This is a genomic window from Candidatus Accumulibacter meliphilus (assembly GCF_036625345.1).
GTDB lineage: Bacteria > Pseudomonadota > Gammaproteobacteria > Burkholderiales > Rhodocyclaceae > Accumulibacter > Accumulibacter meliphilus.
The window spans coordinates 239,017-258,907 of the sequence record NZ_JAZKTZ010000008.1; the positions used below are offsets into that span (position 1 = coordinate 239,017).

Below are 19,891 nucleotides of genomic sequence, written 5' to 3' on the forward strand. Positions count from 1 at the left end.
CTGAAAGTCTGCGTAGTAGATGCTTGCTGGCGGGGAAAGTGCGGCTGCGCGCGGCGGTGTTCAGTGCAAAGGCGGTACAGCAATCAAGGGGCGGTGGCGGCAACAGCAGACCGGGCATCGTCCCCGGTCGGGCAGGCGATGCGCGTGTGGACGGCCCTACTTCTGCGCCACCATCAGGAAAACCGGGTACTCGCGTTGCGCCGCGCCTTCGCCCTTGGTCATGCTGAATGCGGTCGTGAAACCTGGCTTTTCAAATCCCGCCGCTTCGGCTTTTGCCGCCAGTTCGCGACGATCAAAACCATTGTGGCCCGCGAATCCCTGACCATGAAAAGACCCGTCCTCGGCGTCGAGATCGGCAATGCAGAGGTAGCCTGAAGGCGCCAGCAAGGCGTAGAGACTACGCAGCAGGCCGTCGGTGTCGGCGATGTGATGACAGGTCATCAAGGTGTAGATCAGCGCATAGCGATCCGGCGGCAGGGGATCGGTGACCAGGTCGAGCTTCGCGGCGCGCATGTTGGTGATGCCGTTGGCGGCGATCTTCTCGTTCAACACCGCCAGCATTCCTTCCGAGCTGTCAGCCAGGGTAATGCTGCCGAGCTGTGGCTGCAGGGCAAAGCTAAGCAAACCGGTTCCACAGCCGTATTCCAGCGCCTGCATCTGCGGCGACAGGGCTATCTGGCCTTGAATGGCCTTGCCGACCGCCAGCGCGCGGGACTGCTTGGCGGGATCGGCATCCCAGGTGGCGGCGTTGAGATCGAAGTAATTGGGCGCGGCTGTGTTTGTCATGTGATGGGCAGTGGCCTTTGGGCCAGTAGTGGAGGATGTTCACCGGGGGGGCGTCGCTACGTTTCGCGTCGGCGCTCAGCGCGACTACCCCCTGCGGTTTGTCGGGATCGACCGTGACTCGCTTGCTTCCCCTGGCTTCCCTGGAGGGACGAAGCACGGCCGCCAGCAAGGAGCGTAATACGAAGCGGCCGGCAGGGGAAGCGGTGGTGGCTGGGCGGGGCGCTTCCCCACTTGGCGAGCGCAGAGGAGAGCGCCATTCCGGCTTCGCTGACGACGCCCGACAAGGTCGAGACGCGTATTGGGCGATTTTTGCCGGAGCAGCGTCACTTCGGCGGCAGGCGCTCGGTGGTGGTGCAAAGCCGAGGTGGGAGGGCACCATCTGCGGGCATCAGAGAGACCTCAGCCGATCGCTGCAGGGAGCGGACAGCGCCCTCCCGCCGCCGCTTTCCGGCGGCGGGCGCGCCAACGATCAGCAAGAAGCGACAAGCGTGCAGGCTTGCCAGCGCGTCAAGCGTCGTCATCACATCGCCGGCAGCAGGGCCGGTCGGACCTGCGCCAGCCAGCTTTCGACGCGCTGTCCGGTCAATCCCGGCTGGTTAATCTGGTCCAGCGCCAGGCCAAGGAAATGCTCGCCGTCGACTGACTGAGAAGCCGCGAAATCGTAGCCGGTGGTCGGCCAGCGTCCGACGACGCGGGCTCCGCCTGCCAATAGCGTGCTCTGGATAACAGCGATCGCGTCGACGAAGGCGCCAGGGTACTGCTTCTGGTCGCCGACACCGTAGATGGCAGCTACCTTGCCGGACAGGTCGGCGCCCGCCAGTTGCGGCAGAAATGCCTGCCAACTTGGCGGGCACGCGGCGACCGCGCGGCCTGGCAGCTGGCCGCCGCCGTGGGTCGGACTGCCAAGGATCAGTGCGTCGTAGGCGAGGAAGTCGGCCAGCCTTGCGCGGCCGATATCGATCGGCGTGCTCGCTGCATCACCCAGACTCTTGGCGATGTATTTGGCGACCAGATGCGTACGGCCGCTCTCGGTACCGAAGAAAATGCCGATCTTGGCCATCATCGTCACGCCGCCAGGGTTCGTTTGTGCTTCGCTGCCTTCGACCGGCGGGTATCGCTGACAATGGCGTCGGCGGCGTCGAGCAGATAGGGCATCGGATAGTGCATGTCTACCATGTTGATCTCCTTGTCAATGAAGATTCCTAAGCAAGGAGCATGCCGTGTTCGACGGCGTCCGATGCGGTGCTTTTCCGGCTGGCGAAATTTGTGGCCAGGCGACGATTCCGGGTCGTCGGCGGTGAATGCCAGAGCACGCCATCGAACGTCTGAATGCCGAGCGATACGACCCTAACGGTCATGAGATGTCGAGACACCCCTGATAATAAAAGCCGTGACCGTCCCCCTCTCACTTGCAGTGCGCATTCCGGCCTGCACGCCGGAATCGTGCGCCGGGCAGGGAGCATGCTCCCTGAATTCCCCGCCTCACCCCTGACCCTTCTCCCGCGAGGGGAGAAGGGACTTGCGTGAGTCGCTGGCGCGACTTTCACATGGTCGTCGGGAACCTGCGGCATTCGCTCGCGTCGCCAGCCGGCGAGGTCGGGAACGGCCAGCTCGGTATCGCGAACGAAATGTACTTCCGGCTCTGGAATGATCCACCAGCCCCCGGGGCCGTTGCGGCCGAAGTCGAAAGGCCCGCCGAGGTCGACATTCAACGCCCGCTCGGCGAGACCATGGCGGCCGCTTGGTCGAGCTTGAGCGTGGAGCTGGCCATTGATGATCTCGCCGTGCACGTGCTCGGGCAAATTGCAGAGTTGCTCGTAGAGGGTGGCGGCTAGCGGCGCGGGCAGGGCAGTCATCGAGGTCTCCTCCGCAGTGCTCATCTTACCGCAGGCGAGAGCGCGGATTCCGTGGCGCGCACCGAGCAGGCTCACTGCTCGCCTTGCCGCCACGGCGTGCTGGCTCGGTCAGTCCGCCAGCACGCGGTTGCGGCCCTGTGCCTTGGCGTCGTAGAGCAAGCGGTCGGCGCGTTCCAGCGTCTGGGTCACGCACTCACCGACGCGGTGTTCGGTCAGCCCGGCCGAAAAGCTGACTTGCAAGCGGTTTTCGTCAAAACTGAGTTCCAGCTTCGTCACCTGCTCACGCAGACGCTCGATGGTCGCTCTGGCAAACTCGATGCTGATGTCCGCCTGCATCAAGACGAACTCTTCACCACCCCAGCGCGCCAGTACGTCCGAGCGGCGCAAGACCGTCTGCGCGCTATCGGAAAAGGCGCGCAGTACGGCATCACCCGCGGCATGGCCATGGCGGTCATTGACGCGCTTGAAATGATCCAGGTCGAGCAGTGCCACGCAAAAGCCCCGTCCCGAGCGCAGACTGCGCTGCGTCTCCTGTTCGAGCAGGACCTGCATGTGACGGCGATTCAACAAGCCAGTCAAATCATCGTGTGCGGCCATGAGCTTGATCTGTTCAAGCGCCACGCTCAGCTCCTGCTTTTGCTGGCCCAAGCGGCGGCGAATGCGGCTCAAACGCCCGGCCAAGACCGAAACCGCGGGAACGACGATACTCAGCATCATGAAATGCGCTAATTCAACGGTCGCCGGGTAGGTCTCGGGATTGATCGAAGTCATCAAAGCCATGCTCAGGCCGAAGGCCAATAAAGCAAAAATGCTGATGCCAAAGGCGCTGGCCGCGCGTAGGCCGAACATGCCAAACATCAGAATGATCAGCAAGTTAGGGAACGCAATCGCCCGCACCGGGCCCATCAGCGCATAGCCGCTGGCGCTACAGATAATGGCAATGGCCATCTGCGGCAAAGTAAGAGAGGGGTCCTTGAAGTGCTCTGACCAACCGCAGCGAATGGTCATATAGACGATGACGATGGCGAACAGCGAACTCAGCGTCCAGAGATACAGCGGTTCACGCGGCAAGTGCAGCGCCCAAGCTGCCCACAGTACGACCGCCATGCCCGTGAGCATCAGCAGGAGGGCCAGGCCGGTCTGCGCCACGCGCAAGCGCATGGCCGGGTCGGTGCCGAGCAAGAGCTCGCCAAGGTACTGATTTACAGACATATGGCGACACATTCGCTTGGCATATCCGCGGTAAGTGGAGGAAGTCTTGTCTGGTACTTGCGACAACGAAGTGTAGCGCCTCGCGACGCGCGGAGGTCGCGCAAGTTGCCACGTCGCCAAGCTTCTGAAGGGCGCCAGCTGCTCAGAAGCTGGCGAGCCTTTCGAAGAACCAGAACGATGCCAGAATCCCGATTACATAGGGCGTGGCCGGACGGGTGTAGCGCGCCAATGACGTCGCCAGCTTGATTCGCCTGGCTAGCGCCAAACACCCCAGCACGACGAGAACGAAGGCGAGCTGACCGAGTTCGACGCCGATGTTGAACGCCAACAGGGCGAGCGGAATGTCGCCGCGCGGCAGGCCGATGCTGGCCAGCGCGCTGGCGAATCCGAGTCCGTGCAGCAAGCCGAAACAGAACGCGACCAGCCATGGCAAGCGCGCCGTCAGGCTCGCTTCGCCGCGCTGCAAGTGAACGACCTCGCTGGCGAGCAACAGGATGGAAAGTGCGATGCTGGCCTCGACCGGCGGGCCAGGCAGGTGCACCAGTCCAAGCGTTGCCAGCGCCAGCGTGATCGAGTGCGCGACCGTGAACGCAGTGATCGTCCACAGCAACATCCGTGTCTGACGCACGATAAGCATCAGGGCCAGGACAAACAGCAAATGGTCGTAGCCGAACAGAATATGATCGATGCCATGCCGCAGGTAAGCGCCGCTGACCGACAGCCAGCCGCGCTCCGCGGCGATTTCCAGCCACGGCTGCGAGGGATGGACGAGTGTGGTCGAATGGGTGCCATCGTGCATCTGCACACGTACCAGGACATCGGTGATCGTCGCTTGCAGGCCGAGGATGTCGACACGCGTGCCGGCAAGGCCGCCGGGAGTTTCGATCACGCGGCGCTCGAGCAGAGAATCGGACAGTTCGCGCAGAGCGGGTTCGGTGACGTTTTGCGTGCCTTCAGCGAACTTCAGCGCAATTGGCAGCGGCCTTCCCGACAGCACCGGCGTCCGCCACAGCACGTCGTAGCGGCCCGGCGCGGTCTCGTTGATTTCGAGATAGGCGGGACGCGTTTCGTGCGCCCAGGCGCCCGCCGGCGCGAGGAGAATCGATAGCATCGCGCCCAGCAATGCCCACCAGCGCAACAGCGTCAACACCCGCATGCCGCTGGTCATCGAGTGTTTGCGGTCGATGCTGTTCCGGCGACGAGAGCATCCTCTTCATCCGGCGGCGGCAGCACGACTTCGTAGCGCGCGCGCATCGCGGCGAAAACTTTGCGCTTGGCTTCGGCGCGTTGCGCGTTGATCCATTCGGCTTTCACTTCCGGCTCGATCTCATCGAATTGTGGCACCCGTCCCGGCGTGATCGAATCGATGAACACCAGATGCCAGCCCAGCCCCGATTCGATGGGCCCGCGCCAGGCGCCTGGCGTGAGCCCCGACAGCGACTGCGAAAACGCCGTTCCAAAGACACTGGCCACCTGCTCCGGTACGCGTTCGGCGTAGTAATCCTGGAACATGAAACGATCGCCAAGGTCGGCGACTACCGGCGAGTCGGCGGGCTTGTCGACGAGCTTTCCCAGTGCTGCGACGGCCGCATCCCGGGCGCCGAGGCCGCGCTGGTCGGGTGAAAAGTACACCTGGCGAAACGACATCCGGTCCGGCAAAGTGAAGCTCGCCCGGTTCTCTTCGAACCACAGCTTCAGTTGCTCGGCAGCCGGATCGCGGATCGCGGACGTGTCTTCGGCAAGAAACTCCATTTTCTGCGCCAGGCGGCGGCGGACGATGGTGTCGTTCTGGTCGAGGCCGAGCGCGAGCGACTCGCGATAGAGGATTTCTTCGCGAATCCTGTTTTCGATCAGGCTGTGTATTTCCTCCGGCGTCGGCGGGCGCTGCCACTTCGCCGCCCACACCATGGCCATCTGGCGCAGATCGTCGCGCGTGAGCCGGATCTGATTGGCCTGGGATGGAACAACAGCCTGCGGGTTGAGTGCGCCATAAACCGCGAACAGCGCACCGCCGATCACCAGAAACTGCAGCAGTGGCTCGCGCAGCCAGCGCCGCACGCGTGATGGCTGCGGATCGCCGGCTGCGGCAGGACCGCTGCTCATTCCTTTACCGGCTCGACCTCGTAGTTCGCGTAACCGAACTCGTTACTGCGCGCCGCCAGGTACTTGTCGCCCAGCCGGTAGACCGCGACATCGAACTCGCTACCGTTGATGTCCGTGCGCAGACGCCCATCGCGAATCTCGTAGTCGCGGTCACCGCCGTGCATCATCTCGCCCACTTCGTGCAAGTCCGCTGCCTTGCCGTCGACCGAAGTTATCAAGCGCCGGCCGGTGGCGCCGTGGAGGATCTCGAAGCGCTGGCCGGTCACGGAGTTGCGCACTTTCACCGTCTTGCCGACGAGCAGTTCCTTGAGTTGCGCATCGTCGAGCAGCTGCGCGCCCTGCTTGCTCAGCTCCGCGACGGTCAGCCCTGGCTTGCTGGCTTTGCGCGCCTCTGCACTGGGCGTATACCAAATCGGCGAACTCCATGCCCGTTCCTGGATCACGGCAGTGAACCCGGTGCCGCTCGGGGGAACCCTGCCCAATTGCACGGCCTGCATGCTGCTCCAGCGCGGCGTCGGAATCTCGAGCACGCGGACATAATAGAAAGCGTCAAGAGCTGGGTCGAAGTCGGGGTCCGTCCACACCGTTTTCAGCTCCACCGCACCGATGGTGTTGGTGTAGGTGCCTTTCGTGAGATCCACCGTCGACCCGATTGCCGGCACCTTGCCGGTGCTTGGATCGGGCTTGCGCGCCCCCGCCCAGACGACGTCGTAAATCTTCTCGAACGATTGTCCGTTGATGCTCCAGCCCTTGACGACCTGCACACGGTCGAGATTGGCACTGTCGGGATCCTTCGCCGCCCAGACCACGAAGGAGGGGGCCTTGCTTGCCGCTTGCAGCAGATCGGATCCCATCGGGACGCCTGTGGTGTAGGCGGTCTTCACCCACTCCTTCTGCTTGAGCATGTCGGCATCCAGCCCCCAGCCGCCGAAGAAACGCAGCGGGATGCGCACGCCGCTGGTCGAGTAGGTCTCCTTGCGTCGCATGGCGTCGAAGAGTGCGTCGCGCGTGTTCTCCTCGGCCCACACCGCACTCAGGCCGGCGGGGGTGACCCAGAGGCTGTTCAGTCCGAGCACCGTGGCGCCGTTGATGCGTTTCTCGATGGTGTCGTCGACCGTACCGTGCACGCCAAAGAAGTTCTTCTGACGGTAGGGAACGACGCTGACGTGCGAATCGGAGCCACCGACCACGCCGGGCTTGTAGGGATTGAACCCGCGCGCCTGCTCCATGGCCAGGCCGTCCTTGTAGGCCTGCCGTACGTAGCTGCCGTATTCGCGCGGCGGCGGGCCTTTCTTGCCGAGCAGATGCCAGACGAAGACTTCGTAGTTGGCGAACTCGTCGTTGGGCGAAAGCCCCGGCGTCGTCTCCGACTGCCCCTTGACCTGTTTCATCTCGGTCAGCGGCTCGTTGCGCAGCCGAGACTCCGCCCAGGCGCGGTCGATCGGCCGGCCGGTGTGATCGACTTCGGTCGGGAACATCATGCCGTTGCTCAGGTTCGCGTTGTGCGAGATGGCCAGTAAGTCGTTGCCCGCCGCGCGTTGCTGGTCCATCCAGCTCCAGAGATCACGCGGATCGGGCGAGTCCAGAGGCGTGAACGGCACTTGCGGTACTTTTTTCGAGTCGCGGAAGAAGATGTTGCGATGCAGGTTCTTGGAATCCGGGGTGGAAGTCCACTCGTAAGCGGCGAAGGTCGTGAACTTGCCCGGCTTGTTGTACCTGTCGGCGATGTCGATGACCCGCTTCCAGACCGGTGCGACGACGGCGGGATCGCTGAACTCCTTGATTGGCAGTCCCTTGGCGATCGCCAGCGACAGCACTTTGAAAGCCAGCAGTCCGTCGGCCCTGACGCCTTCCTCGTAGGCCCGAGCGAGTAGCGGCGAGCTCTTGCGCAGCGGCGACTCGGGATCCATGGCTTCCTGGACCATGCCCATGTACTCGGCATGCTCGGTGACTGCGCCCCAGTCGAGAGGTTTGGTGATCTGCACCTGGTAGCCGCCCGGGTGCAAGGTCGGTTTGCCCGTCGCGTACTGATAGAAGGACTCCGGCCCGGTCTGCGTGTCGCCAAATGCGTAGGCGTCGAACGACCAGCTGGTATGTAAATGGGTTTCGCCGTAATAAACGTTGCGTTCGGGGTTTTTCTCCTGGGCGAAGATCGGTGCCGACGTCAGAACCACGAATCCGATGGCGAGCAAGGCGAAGACGATGCTTGTCGGTCTATTTCGCATGGTTGTTTTTCTCCTCACGGGGAAGTGCTTCAGTTTCATGTTGCGCGCCAGCTGCGCCAGAGCATGGAACGGTGTCGCTCCGCGGCCGGCGGGTTGGTTGAGTCTGAGCGAGCCGATTCCATTGCTGACAGGTGCTAGAACTTCCAGTTGCCGTAAACGCTCATCACCAGCGTGCCGGTGTTGTCGTACGAACCGACCAGGTTGCCACGACCACCAACGGCGACCGGGGCGGTGCCCTGCAAATCGGTCTTCAGCGTCCCGCCGTAGATGTATTCCGCGGCGACCCCCCATACGGTCGTCTTGCTCAGCTGTTGCTGGCCACCGGCGCCGAAACGCCAGGCGGTGTTCAAGGGCATCAGCGGCGAGACCGTCGAACCATCCGGCTGGAAACCCGAGTCGTAGGCCACTCCGAAGTTGAGCAGCCACGGATCGCTCAAGCGATACTGCGCGCCGGTGGCGACGTGCCAGGTGTCCTTGAAGGGAATGTCGGTGGTCAGGCTGACCGGATTCGAGGTGTCGTCGATACCGATGTGGATGGCCCCGAATTTTGACCACTGCTGCCAGCCGACGCTGCCGAGCAGCGCCCATTGCGGGTCAAGCTGCGTGAAGACGCTGGCCATCACCTGTTGCGGCACCTTGATACCGACCTTGATCGTCGAATTCAGCAGACCGGCGTTGTTCAATGCCGTTGCGACACCCGGCGAGAGGTTGGAGAACTTTGCCGGCCCCTCGAAGTCGAGATCGACCTGCGAATTCCAGGTCAGCCCGATTCGGGTCCCCTCGTCGATCTCGTAGAGAAGACCGAGGTTGGCGCCCCAGCCCCAGGTCCTGTCGTCCAGCTTCAGCTTGCCGTCGCCGAAGATCGGCGCAAGGTTGTTGATTGCCACCTGGTTCGTATACATCCCGTACATGGCATTCAGGCTCGCACCGAGGGAGAGCTTGTCGTTGACCTTGAAGGCGATACTGGGCAGCAAGGAGAGGCCGAGCATCGTCGTGCTCTGGACGTAGTAACGGCCTGCCCAGTCATTGTCGTACTGCAAGGGTGCGCCGAAATTCCCGGCCAGCGCGAAGCCGAGTTTCAGGTCCGGCGACACGCTGTAGCTGAAGAAGGCGCCGCCGCCTGGGAACCAGCCGCTCGATCCAACCGCATAGCCCCCATTGTCGTTGCCCAGCAGGGGCGAAGTCCCCGAGCCGATCGAGTATTTGGTGTTGGCCCAGAGCAGTTGCCCCGAGGCCAGCGCCTGCGTGCCTTCCAGCCGTGTCATGCCGGCAGGATTGGTAAAGACGGTCGATGCGTCCTGCGCACGCGCGCTGTAACCCGCCGAAGCGAGGCCGACATCGGCCGTCCCGACTTCGTAGGCAAGCATGCCGCCAGCGAACGCCTGACCAGTTGCCAGGGTGGCGACAGCGAGGGCGATGAGCGAACAGTAGTGCACAGGAACTTCGCTGCGCCAGTCGGCGGGGGTAGATTTCAAGCGATGCTGGAATAACATGCTGACCTCCATGAAATGTCTGCTGCTGCATTACCTCGGTTGGGCCTAGCTAGGCGTTTGGACGGGCGAAAAACGGTGGCGAAGGACTGCTCATGACGATCTTACGGCAGCGCGCCTTGGCACGGCAAGGGACACGGCAAGCGCGTTAGATGCCCTCCGCCGCTTCGTCGGCATGGCCTCGCATGGCAGGCTAAAAGGATTGGCGATTGACGGCTTCTCCCAGTGTAAGTTACATTTCGCGAAAATCCATTCACGTTCGTTCGCAATCATGAAGATGCACCAACCGACCAGCCCGAACAAGGCGTTTCCGGGCAAGTCGCAGCTCGGCAGCTACTCGGATTCGATACTGGAAATGGATCGCAACATCGGCCGCAGCATGGACGTGATTCGTGAAGTGGCGCCCGACACCACCATCGTCGTCCGCACTCGTCCCGAAGACCATTCAAGCGCACTAAACCGTTGGTTCGATGGCGAAACACGCGCGCCGCAGCTGCCAGGTTGCGGCCCGCGACTTCATCAGCGAACTGCCTTCACAATGAACGAGACATTCATCCAGCCATGCTCACGGATACCGAATCCGCTCCTTTCGCCATCGCTTTTTTCCTGGGCATGGTCCTTTTTCTCGAACTCGGTCGGCGCATCGGCCGACGAATGCACGCGGATACTCCGGAGCGCGCCCCGAAGGGTGTGGGTGCCGTCGAGGGGGCGGTCTTCGCCCTGTTCGGCCTGCTCATCGCCTTCACCTTCTCCGGGGCGGCAGCGCGTTTCGACGATCGCCGCCATTTGATCATCGACGAGGCCAATGGACATCGGCACGGCCTGGAGCTATCTCGATCTGCTCCCGGTGAATGAGCAGGCCTCATTGCGCGATCTGTTCCGCACTTATACCGATGCGCGCATCGCCACTTTTGAGAAGCTTCCGGATGTCGCCGCTGCGGAGGCGGAACTCGCTCGCTCGATCGCCTTGCAGGATGAAATCTGGATACAGGCCATCGCACTCTGCGAAGCGAAGAAGGATACCGCCACCACCAACCTGGTGCTGGGTGCGTTGAACGAGATGAACAACATCACCACGTTGCGCACTGCCGCCACCCGCATCCATCCGCCAGCGACGATCTTCGGGCTGCTGTTCGCCATGGGACTTTGCAGCGCGCTGCTCGCAGGATTCGGAATGGCCGGCAACCCAAAGCGAAGTTGGCTGCATATCTTGGGCTTCGCCGCAGCGATCGCGCTCTGCGTCTATGTCATCCGGGACATCGAATATCCCCGGCTGGGCCTCATCCGGGTGACGGCCACCGACCAGGTGATGAAGGATCTCCGCGCCAGCATGAAGTGAACGATGAACTTGTCTCCTGCCCGCAACCGCAACACCGGCAGCGGCCCTGGCTGGACAGGCGTACTTCCCGAAGGCGTCAAGGAATACCAATCATCGACCAGCTTCGTCTGCGTATTGGGCCGCATTTGTTGCCCCGGAATGCCTGAGGATTATTTTTGGCAACGCGTACTCGCCGCCAGGTCGTCGTCGCGCACAACGAAAGCCAGTCCAAAGCTGCGACGCAGTCATTTTTCTGAACAAGAGTCAGGCTCAGTTTTCTCTGTAATTCAAATCTTCCGGTGCCGCTCGATCAGATCGTGCGCCAGCTGGATCTCCTTGGCCTTTTCGCTGGCCAGCGCGATCATGTCTTCCGGCAGGCCTTGTCCGATCAACTTGTCCGGATGGTACTGGCTGATCAGCTTGCGATAGGCGCGCTTGATTTCCTGGTCCGTATGGTCTTTCGTCACTCCCAGAGCCTTGTAGGCGTCATCCAGCGCCGCTTCCGTACTGGGTTGGCCCGCGGCGAAGTGGGATTGATTCAGCACCATGTCGATCAATTGCTTGAATGTGGTCTGATCAAAGCCAAGACGGTGGGCGATGTCGGCAAGCACACCCTCTTCGGCCGGATTGATATCCCTCCGTCAGCCGTCGCCATCGAGATCAGATAAACCAGCAAGACCTGCTTCAAATGCCGGGTGTGACCACAAACCGACATGAACCTGGCGTAGGTCGAGTCGATGGCGAACGCCGGGTCGGCCCCCCGTTTGAACAAGGCGATCGCCTGAACGCGATGCTCCGGGGTCATGCCCAGTTTCTGCATCAACAGCTCGACATGCTCGATCTCGGCTTGCGAGACATGGCCATCGGCCTTGGCCAGTTTGCCCATCGAGATGAACATCGTCTCGAGGAAAACGGCTTGACGAAGCGCATTCTGCAGCGGGTTTATGCCGCCCGCACCATAGGCTCGCGCACGGTCGATGATCGACCCGAGAAAAAGCCCGAGAAGCGCTCCGAAGAACCCGAAAAAGTAGAACCCTGCAACGACGCCAATTAGCTTAAACAAAGCGACTCCCGATAACATTCAAGAAAACGATAGGGCGTGGAGGCCACGGGAAAGTCCGACCGTTCGCACTACGAAGGCACGATGCGTCAGCCCGCCTCCGCGCATCCTGCCAGGTCCTTGTGGCCATAGCCTTATACACAACTTACCCAGGATCTGCCTGACGCATGAACTGGAGGCCGATAGCGCAATCCATGACACGCTGCAAACCGAGCCAGATGGTTTTGACGCCCGGTTCTCCGTCGCCTTTGCGTGCAAGGAAGCCGCCGAGCATGGCGACCAATCTCAGGACCTGGTTGAGAGTTGGGAGGTCAGCGGGTGGTTTCTTCTTGTGAAGGAGGTAGGCGGCATGCCATTCATCTTCGTGGAAGAACAAGTCGGCGGGCAATTCGGGGCAGGTTCGGCCGAATCGCATCAGCACAGCAATCCGCCAGGAGACCATGAGGTAGAGTGCGATGGCACGTTGCAGACCAGCGATGGTTCCCAGTTGCAGAGCCTCAATGCGGCAGCCGTTCTTGAGGATGTGGAAGAGGATCTCGATTTCCCAGCGTGCGCGATACCAGTCAATCAGTTCCGTCACCTGTTCGAGCGTCTCGGCGGGGCGATTGGTCAGCAAGCGCCACTCGACCGGGCGACTGCCGGCCGGTGGATCGATCTCCTTGGCCACCACACAGGTGGCCCGGATTGTCTGGTTCTTGCCATGAGGAAGATCGACGACACGCGCCCAAAGCTGCTGACGTACCGGACGTGCCTTTTGGCCCTGCCTCGCGGGCATCGTGAAGGCGATTCCCCCGAGCGCTTCGTCGGACGTCACCGTCTGCCACAGCTTCTGACCGTCGGGCAGCGCTCGATCGTGCTGAGCACGCAGCAGCCAGTCAGCTGGCTGGCCCATTTCGCTGGCCCGAGCCATCAATTCGATCATGTCCGACTCGCGGTCGGCCACGTAGACCAGCCGGGTCGTTGGCAACTCCGTCGCCAGTTCGGCGACCCGTTCATAGCCCTCGATCCAGCGCGTACTCTCTTTGATCCCCGGGCGCCGGCCGTCGGCGTCCTTCGGTTCGCGCGCCCACATCCAAGCATCCAGAACGCCCAACGGCTCGCGATCGACGCTGACCGCATACGTCGGATGCACGTACAGGCCCCGCTGAGCTTCGTAGCTCAGCGGCCCCAAGCCAGAGATGCTCTGCCCGTTGAAGTCCAGTTCGGTGGTGTCCTGCAGCATCAGCACCACTTTGTGCTGCGCGATCCGTCTTCGGGAGCAAGACCAATGGGGCGTGAGGATCGCCTCCCAGGTAATGTCATCGTTGCCGAAGAAGCGGTAAGCCGCCATCGTCTCCGACCAGTCCGAACACGCCCCCGGGATACTCGCCGTCGGTCTCGCAGAAAGCGTATCCAGCAACGCGATCGCTCGTTTGTCCCGACGGCGATCACCCAGGTTGATTCCATTCAGTTCCTCCTCAGAGTCTGTGAAAATATTCCCCGCTCTCCACCGCCAAGCCACGCACCTGGGTTATAATGACGAAGTCATTTACACTCCAGGTGACGACCATGCCCGCGACGCAAGCCCTGTTCCCCGACGATGCGATGCCCCCGTTGGACGTGAATGCGCCAGAAGCTGAGAAGGCAGCGCTACCGAAGGCGTTGGCACGAGTCTTGATGCCGAACCGCACGCAGCTTGAATGGCGTGCCAGCGATCTGGAGTCACTGCTGCCGCCTGGACATCGAGCACGGTTGGTATGGGGTTACGTCGAGCGACAAGATCTGGAAGGACTGTACGCCGGGATCAAAGTGACTGAGGGTGGCGTGGGACGTGCGGCGATTGCTCCTGAAATTCTGTATGCCCTCTGGCTTTACGCGACGCTGGAAGGTGTGGGCTGTGGGCGGGCCGTGGCCCGTCTGACCGAGTCCCATGATGCCTACCGGTGGATTTGTGGTGGCGTGCAAGTCAATTACCACACCTTGTGCGATTTTCGCAGCCGCCAGGGCGAGGCGCTCGACGATCTGCTGACCGACAACGTCGCCAGCCTGATGGCGGCGGGAGCGGTCAAACTCAAAGGGTGTGCGCAAGACGGCATGCGGGTACGCGCCAGTGCCGGTGCGGCGTCCTTCCGGCGGGAAGAGACGCTTAAAGCTTGTCGCGAAGAGGCGCGGCAACAGGTGGCCAAGCTCAAGGCCCAGTTGGATGACGACCCCGTGGGCGAAAGCGCACGCACACAAGCGGCGCAGCAGCGTGCGGTGGCCGAACGGGAGGCGCGCATTGAAGCCGCCCTGGACCGGCTGCCCGAACTGGCGGCGATCAAGAAGGGTCAGGGCAAGGAGCCGGATAAGGCCCGGAGTTCGACGACCGATGCCGACGCGACGATCATGAAGATGGGCGATGGGGGATTTCGGCCGGCCTACAACTTTCAGTACGCCGCCGACACCGAAAGTCAGGTGATCATCGGCGTTGAGGTCGTTACCGCTGGCACCGACCAAGGTCAGATGGTACCGATGGTCGAACAAGTCAGCGAACGCTGTGGCCAGGTCCCGGAGAACTGGCTGGTTGATGGGGGCTATCCGGGCCATGGACAGGTCGACGCAGTCGCCGACAACACGACCGTTTATGCCCCGGTGCCCAAGGCCAGGAACTCGGAAGTCGACATCCACCAACCGAAACCCAAAGACAGCCCGGCGGTCGCCAAATGGCGTCAGCGGATGGGCAGTGATGAAGCCAAGATCATTTACAAGCAGCGCGCATCGACGGCCGAATGCGTGAATGCCCTGGCACGCAACCGGGGTCTGAATCGACTACGGGTTCGCGGGCTGAAGAAAGTAAAGGCGGTCGCCCTACTCTTCGCCTTGGCACATAACCTGATGCGTACTGTCACGCTCGCACCCCACTTGGTTGGGATAGGGACAGGAACGTCCGTTGTTCCACAAATCGCCGGGTAACCGGGGAAAACAGGCAAAAAAGGGATAGATCAAGGGCCAACGGCAATCATTATCATGAATTAGGCATATTCTGCCCCGTGGTGGCGTTACCAGGGGAGCTTCGCCTCTACTGGCGCGAAGGCAATAAATTCACAACCTCTCAGCCCACCTCGCCATGATGCCTTCTCAAGGAAAAACGACAGCTTACAGACGAAACCTAAAGTTGTGTATAAGGCTATGCCTTGTGGCCCGTCGCTATAGTACAGGGCAAATGGCTTGCGACGACGCGGCCGGCCTTGGGCCCTCTTGGCACTACAGGGGAAAAGCGCTCAACATGCCAAGCCATGGTCATGCCCCGTGTTTTGTAAGCATCTGATAAATGTGGATTTTGAGCGAAATTTCTTGAGTGTGCCCGGTCCGGTTTTATGTGGACGAGGTTCGTGACGAATTCGTCGCAGACGGAGGCGATATTGTCGAGAGCGTCCCGGCCGAAGGGCTCGGCGACCCCGAGCAGCGGTGTTGCCAGCGTCAGAAACGCCCATGCGCTCAAGGGCTTGGGGCTGGTTGCGGTGTTCAAGCTCATACCACAGTGGACAAGGCCCTGTTCTGATTGAATCTGACAAACTAACGGCGTAGAGTGTGTCACACTGATGCCGTAAAACAGAGGATCGCCGGAAACCCCCTGTGATGCGCCGCCCGGAGTGAGTGTGCGATACTGCATGTACACCGCTCATCGGGCTGGGCTAAGGGTCTGTCAGCGGTCAATCCCGCCTGCTGCAGCGCTGCTTCCGCCGCTGAGCTGATTATCTTCCTATCGTCTGCGACCAACATAAACGCCCAAAGGAGAAAACCACACCATGAACAAGTACATTCTGTCCATCGACCAAGGCACCACCGGGTCTACCGTGTTGATTTTCGATCATGACGGCCAGATCAAGGGCCGCGCCTATTCGGAATTCAATCAGCATTATCCGCAACCGGGTTGGGTAGAGCACGATGCAGAGGAAATCTGGCTGGTAACCCTGAAGGTTATCGGCGCCGCATTGAGTACCAGCAACATCCGCCCCAACGACTTGAACGCCATCGGTATCACCAATCAACGGGAAACAACGGTATTATGGGATCGCGCCAACGGCAAGCCAGTCGCCAACGCCATCGTCTGGCAGGATCGACGGACCGCACACTACTGCGATGAGCTCAAGGAACGGGGATTTGAGGAGATGATCCGTCAAAAGACCGGCTTGGTGATCGACTCTTATTTCTCCGGCACCAAAGTCAAATGGCTGCTGGATAACGTGACCGGATTACGCGCGCGCGCCGAACGCGGCGAAATTGCTTTTGGCACCATTGATTCCTGGCTGGTCTGGAACTTGACTGGTGGCAAGGTGCATGTCACCGACTACTCGAACGCTTCACGCACGCTGCTTTACAACATTCAAGAACTTCGTTGGGACGATGAGCTTCTGGAATTGCTCAACATTCCTAAGGCGATCCTGCCCGAGGTCAAGGCGTCGTCCTGCATTTACGGCGAAACCGATCCGGAGATGTTTTTCGGCACCCACCGCATTCCAGTGGCAGGGATCGCGGGCGACCAACAAGCGGCTCTGTTTGGCCAAGGTTGCCACAGTGCGGGCCTGGCCAAGAATACTTACGGCACCGGGTCCTTCGTATTAATGAATACTGGCAACCAGGCCGTGTTCAGTAATGAGAAGTTGTTGACCACCATTGCTTGGGGCATCGGTGACGAACCGGTCCAGTACGCGCTGGAAGGCGCGATTTTCATTACCGGCGCCGCGGTGCAATGGTTACGAGATGGTCTAAAGATGATCAAATCGGCAGCGGAAACCAAGGCACTGGCCCGGTCCGTGCCCGACAATGAGGGCGTCTACTTCGTGCCGGCGCTGGTGGGTCTGGGTGCGCCGCACTGGGATCCCTACGCTCGTGGTCTGCTGATCGGCATCACCCGGGGCACCACACAGGGTCATATCGCGCGCGCGGTTTTGGAAAGCATGACCTATCAGACCCGCGACGTGATCGAAGCCATGCAGCGCGACTCCGGGATTTTCCTGCGAGAATTGCGCTGCGACGGGGGGGCTTCGGTCAACAGTGTGCTCATGCAATTTCAGTCCGACATCCTCGGTGTCCCGGTCGAGGTGCCCAGCATTGTAGAAACCACTGCTCTCGGTGCGGCGTATTTGGCTGGCCTGGCTACCGGTTTCTGGAACAGTCGCGAAGAGCTGGCGCAAAAGTGGCAACTGGAAAACCGCTATACCCCGCGCATCGATGAAGCCGAGCGTGAGCGCTTGTTCCGGCGTTGGCACAAGGCGGTTGAGCGCTCCAAAGGTTGGGCTCTGGACGACTAGCAACCGTTCACTCCTCCTCCGTTGCAGGCGGGGGAGGGGCTTACCTTGACCTCTCTCATTCAGCAGGGAGAGAAAGAATTGGATGCCACGTCGAATGAGGAGCAGCCTTGAAACTACGTGAGAGCAACATTCAGAAATTGAAACAGGGTATCTACGATGTCCTGATCATCGGCAGCGGTATCAACGGTGCGGTCTCCGCCGCCGCTCTGTCCGGTAAAGGCGCGCGGGTAGCCATAATCGATCAGCGTGATTTCGCCGGTTTTACCAGCCAGCAATCGTCGAACTTGGCCTGGGGTGGAATCAAGTATTTGGAAAGCCACGACTACAGCCTGGTTCGGAAACTTTGTTTGAGCCGCAATCACCTGATTCGCCATTATCCGTCACGAGTTCAGGAAATCCGGTTTTTTTCCACCATCGACAAAGGTTTCCGCTTTCACCCGCTGTTCTTATGGGCAGGCACCTGGGTGTACTGGCTGTTCGGCAACGGTTTTACAAAAATTCCACGGTTGTTTTTAAAACCAGGCATCCAGCGTGAAGAGCCGGTTGTCAAAACCGAAAACGCAGCAGGCGGCTTCGAGTATTCGGATGCTTACCTGCACGACAATGATTCACGGTTCGTGTTTCAATTCGTGCACTCGGCGATGGATCGCGGCTGCATTGCCGCCAACTACATGGAATCACTCGGTGCGCGCCGTGAAGGCAGCATTTGGGTGGCTCACGTGCGGGATGTGATGAACGGTCAGGAGATGGAAATCCGCGCCAAGGTGTTGATCAACGCCGCCGGCCCATTTGTGGACAAGCACAATGTGCTGACCGGCGAACAGACCGAGCATCATCATGTGTTTTCCAAGGGAATTCATTTGATCGTGCCCCAGATCACTCCTCATAAGCGCATCATGACTTTCTTCGCCGATGATGGACGCTTGTTTTTTGTCATCCCGATGGGCGTGCGCACCTGTATCGGCACCACCGATACCCGAGTGGAATCGCCTTTCACCGAGGTCACGGACGAGGACCGCCAGTTCGTACTCGACAATATCAACAAGCGCCTGATTCTCGATCGACCATTGACTTTCGCCGACATCATCGCCGAGCGTTGTGGAGTGCGGCCATTGGTAGTGAAAGCTCAGGCCGACGGCGCGATCGAAGATTGGTTGCAATTGTCGCGAAAGCATGAGATCGATGTGGATCGCGCCAAGGCACATCTCAGCATTTTTGGCGGCAAGCTCACCGACTGCGTCAATGTCGGTGATGAGGTTTCGGACATCGTTGCTCAACTCGGCGTTGCCTTGCCTCATCAAGGCTATCAATGGTACGGCGAACCGCATCCTTCAGTACGCGAGGAATACTTGCATCAAGCGAAGCTGATGAATCTGGATGGCTATACCTCGCCAGAGTCGATCGAAAGCCTCAGCAGCCGGCTTTGGCGGCGTTATGACCGACAGGCGTTTGAACTGTTGGCGGAAATCCGGGAAGACCCACGTCAGGCGGAAGTGCTGATCAAAGGCACCGATTATATTCGCTGCGAAATTCGACTCGCCCAGCACCAGGAAATGATCACCAAGCTTGAGGATTTCTTGCGCCGCCGTTCGAAGATTGCCCTAGTGGTGCGCCACGAGGATATTCGCAACGCCGAAGGTTTGATGGAGGCTTGTGAAATCCTGTTTGGCGACCAGGCTCGGCAGAAGTTTGATGAGTATTTTCAGGAGCACGCGACTCAGAGGTCAGCGGCAATGGCCGAGGTCGCATGAATCACGTGGATGTGGACAATTTGTAAACAACTCTCCGAATGAGGCTTTGTGATGACCCCTTTTCTTGGCGAAGTGATTGGTACCGCCCTGCTGATATTGCTGGGTAATGGCGTAGTAGCGAACGTGGTTCTCAACCAAACAAAAGGTAAGGATTCGGGCTGGATCGTGATTACCTGGGGATGGGGCATGGCGGTGTTCGTGGCCGTGTTCACGGTAGCCGCTTTCAGTGGTGCGCATCTCAATCCAGCCGTTTCCGTCGGTCTGGCCATTGCTGGAAAATTTCCCTGGGCGCAGTTGCCGTCCTATGTGCTGGCTCAGTTTCTTGGCTCATTTATCGGTTCTTTCTTGGTCTGGTTAATGTACCGGCCGCATTTCGCGGCAACTGAAAATACGGACCTGAAACTGGCGGTGTTCTGCACCGGCCCTGGCATTCGGGACCATTTCTCGAACTTGGCTTCCGAGATTATCGGCACCTTTGTGCTGGTATTCGCGGTGTTGTTCCTGGCGGTGTCGGTGTTCGGCCTGGGCGCGCTGGATGCGTTACCGGTCGGCCTGCTGGTGCTGGCTATTGGTTTATCGCTGGGTGGTACGACTGGTTACGCCATCAATCCAGCGCGCGACCTTGGCCCGCGCATCATGCACGCTATTCTGCCCATTCCCGGCGGCAAGCGCGACAGTGACTGGGGATATGCGTGGATTCCGGTCGTTGGTCCCATTTTGGGCGCGGTGTTGGCCGGCTTGCTGTATCTGGCCCTGCAAGATCCCAGCAACGTTAATTTCCGTTGATCGGTGCAGGAAATGGAGGAGCGTGTGACGC

At 60.5% G+C, this 19,891-nt stretch carries 17 protein-coding genes and 1 pseudogene; 7 read left to right on the forward strand and 11 right to left on the reverse strand.

Translation table 11 applies throughout. From position 1 onward, the window contains the following. Window positions 1-156 precede the first annotated feature (156 nt). Window positions 157-786 carry a class I SAM-dependent methyltransferase gene (locus tag V5B40_RS17650; RefSeq protein WP_332355712.1) on the reverse strand — a complete coding sequence of 210 codons (630 nt, stop codon included), beginning with the start codon at window positions 784-786 and terminating at the stop codon, window positions 157-159. A gap of 520 nt (window positions 787-1,306) precedes the next feature. Next, the gene (locus V5B40_RS17655) at window positions 1,307-1,849 is read right to left on the reverse strand and encodes a flavodoxin (protein ID WP_332355713.1); all 543 of its coding nucleotides are present in this window, start codon (window positions 1,847-1,849) and stop codon (window positions 1,307-1,309) included. Between the two features lie 460 nt (window positions 1,850-2,309). Here V5B40_RS17655 and V5B40_RS17660 point away from each other — a divergent pair, with 460 nt between their 5' ends. Then, window positions 2,310-2,621: a hypothetical protein gene (locus V5B40_RS17660; RefSeq protein ID WP_332355714.1), complete on the forward strand. Its 312-nt coding sequence runs from the start codon at window positions 2,310-2,312 to the stop codon at window positions 2,619-2,621. 129 nt (window positions 2,622-2,750) lie between these two features. On the opposite strand, the gene V5B40_RS17665 is transcribed toward V5B40_RS17660, so the two are convergent. The 6 genes from V5B40_RS17665 to V5B40_RS17690 form a co-directional block, all read right to left on the reverse strand. Continuing rightward, the gene (locus V5B40_RS17665) at window positions 2,751-3,854 is read right to left on the reverse strand and encodes a diguanylate cyclase (protein ID WP_332355715.1); all 1,104 of its coding nucleotides are present in this window, start codon (window positions 3,852-3,854) and stop codon (window positions 2,751-2,753) included. A gap of 142 nt (window positions 3,855-3,996) precedes the next feature. Further along, window positions 3,997-4,965 (reverse strand): HupE/UreJ family protein, encoded by a 969-nt coding sequence (locus V5B40_RS17670; protein WP_332355790.1) that lies wholly within the window; start codon window positions 4,963-4,965, stop codon window positions 3,997-3,999. A gap of 53 nt (window positions 4,966-5,018) precedes the next feature. Then, window positions 5,019-5,957, reverse strand: a complete 939-nt coding sequence (locus V5B40_RS17675; protein ID WP_332355716.1) for a peptidylprolyl isomerase — start codon at window positions 5,955-5,957, stop codon at window positions 5,019-5,021. After that, the gene (locus V5B40_RS17680; protein ID WP_332355717.1) at window positions 5,954-8,182 is read right to left on the reverse strand and encodes a DUF3604 domain-containing protein; all 2,229 of its coding nucleotides are present in this window, start codon (window positions 8,180-8,182) and stop codon (window positions 5,954-5,956) included. Before V5B40_RS17680 ends, V5B40_RS17675 begins: the two co-directional genes overlap by 4 nt. Before the next feature lie 134 nt (window positions 8,183-8,316). After that, complete coding sequence (locus tag V5B40_RS17685; RefSeq protein WP_332355718.1) at window positions 8,317-9,675, reverse strand: OmpP1/FadL family transporter; 1,359 nt, start codon at window positions 9,673-9,675, stop codon at window positions 8,317-8,319. 516 nt (window positions 9,676-10,191) lie between these two features. Then, complete coding sequence (locus V5B40_RS17690; RefSeq protein ID WP_332355720.1) at window positions 10,192-10,485, reverse strand: hypothetical protein; 294 nt, start codon at window positions 10,483-10,485, stop codon at window positions 10,192-10,194. On the opposite strand from V5B40_RS17690, the gene V5B40_RS17695 reads away from it, so the two are divergent. Together V5B40_RS17695 and V5B40_RS17700 are read left to right on the forward strand one after the other, a co-directional pair. Continuing rightward, entirely contained in the window at window positions 10,478-11,011 is a 534-nt protein-coding gene (locus V5B40_RS17695; protein ID WP_332355721.1) for a DUF4239 domain-containing protein, read from the forward strand. The two genes, V5B40_RS17690 and V5B40_RS17695, sit on opposite strands and share 8 nt — an antisense overlap. A gap of 3 nt (window positions 11,012-11,014) precedes the next feature. Beyond that, window positions 11,015-11,191 (forward strand): annotated as a pseudogene (locus tag V5B40_RS17700) (DUF1254 domain-containing protein); the annotation flags it as partial. An 86-nt stretch (window positions 11,192-11,277) separates the two neighbouring features. Here the strand turns inward: V5B40_RS17700 and V5B40_RS17705 are convergent. The 3 genes from V5B40_RS17705 to V5B40_RS17715 all read right to left on the reverse strand — a co-directional run bounded on the left by V5B40_RS17705 (window position 11,278) and on the right by V5B40_RS17715 (window position 13,524). Beyond that, complete coding sequence (locus V5B40_RS17705) at window positions 11,278-11,601, reverse strand: DnaJ domain-containing protein (RefSeq protein ID WP_332355722.1); 324 nt, start codon at window positions 11,599-11,601, stop codon at window positions 11,278-11,280. Further along, a complete protein-coding gene (locus tag V5B40_RS17710) occupies window positions 11,544-12,071 on the reverse strand; it encodes a TerB family tellurite resistance protein (RefSeq protein ID WP_332355723.1) in 528 nt (175 codons plus the stop codon). Before V5B40_RS17710 ends, V5B40_RS17705 begins: the two co-directional genes overlap by 58 nt. Before the next feature lie 124 nt (window positions 12,072-12,195). Continuing rightward, window positions 12,196-13,524 (reverse strand): IS4 family transposase, encoded by a 1,329-nt coding sequence (locus V5B40_RS17715; protein WP_434735886.1) that lies wholly within the window; start codon window positions 13,522-13,524, stop codon window positions 12,196-12,198. A 74-nt stretch (window positions 13,525-13,598) separates the two neighbouring features. On the opposite strand from V5B40_RS17715, the gene V5B40_RS17720 reads away from it, so the two are divergent. The 4 genes from V5B40_RS17720 (at window position 13,599) to V5B40_RS17735 (ending at window position 19,860) form a co-directional block, all read left to right on the forward strand. Beyond that, the gene (locus V5B40_RS17720) at window positions 13,599-14,981 is read left to right on the forward strand and encodes an IS1182 family transposase (protein ID WP_332353184.1); all 1,383 of its coding nucleotides are present in this window, start codon (window positions 13,599-13,601) and stop codon (window positions 14,979-14,981) included. A gap of 836 nt (window positions 14,982-15,817) precedes the next feature. Continuing rightward, on the forward strand, window positions 15,818-17,323 hold the full coding sequence (glpK, locus tag V5B40_RS17725; RefSeq protein ID WP_332355724.1) for a glycerol kinase GlpK: 1,506 nt from the start codon (window positions 15,818-15,820) through the stop codon (window positions 17,321-17,323). A 107-nt stretch (window positions 17,324-17,430) separates the two neighbouring features. After that, a complete protein-coding gene (locus V5B40_RS17730; protein ID WP_332355725.1) occupies window positions 17,431-19,074 on the forward strand; it encodes a glycerol-3-phosphate dehydrogenase/oxidase in 1,644 nt (547 codons plus the stop codon). Between the two features lie 51 nt (window positions 19,075-19,125). Beyond that, window positions 19,126-19,860 carry an MIP/aquaporin family protein gene (locus V5B40_RS17735; RefSeq protein WP_332355726.1) on the forward strand — a complete coding sequence of 245 codons (735 nt, stop codon included), beginning with the start codon at window positions 19,126-19,128 and terminating at the stop codon, window positions 19,858-19,860. The last annotated feature ends 31 nt before the right edge of the window (window positions 19,861-19,891 follow it).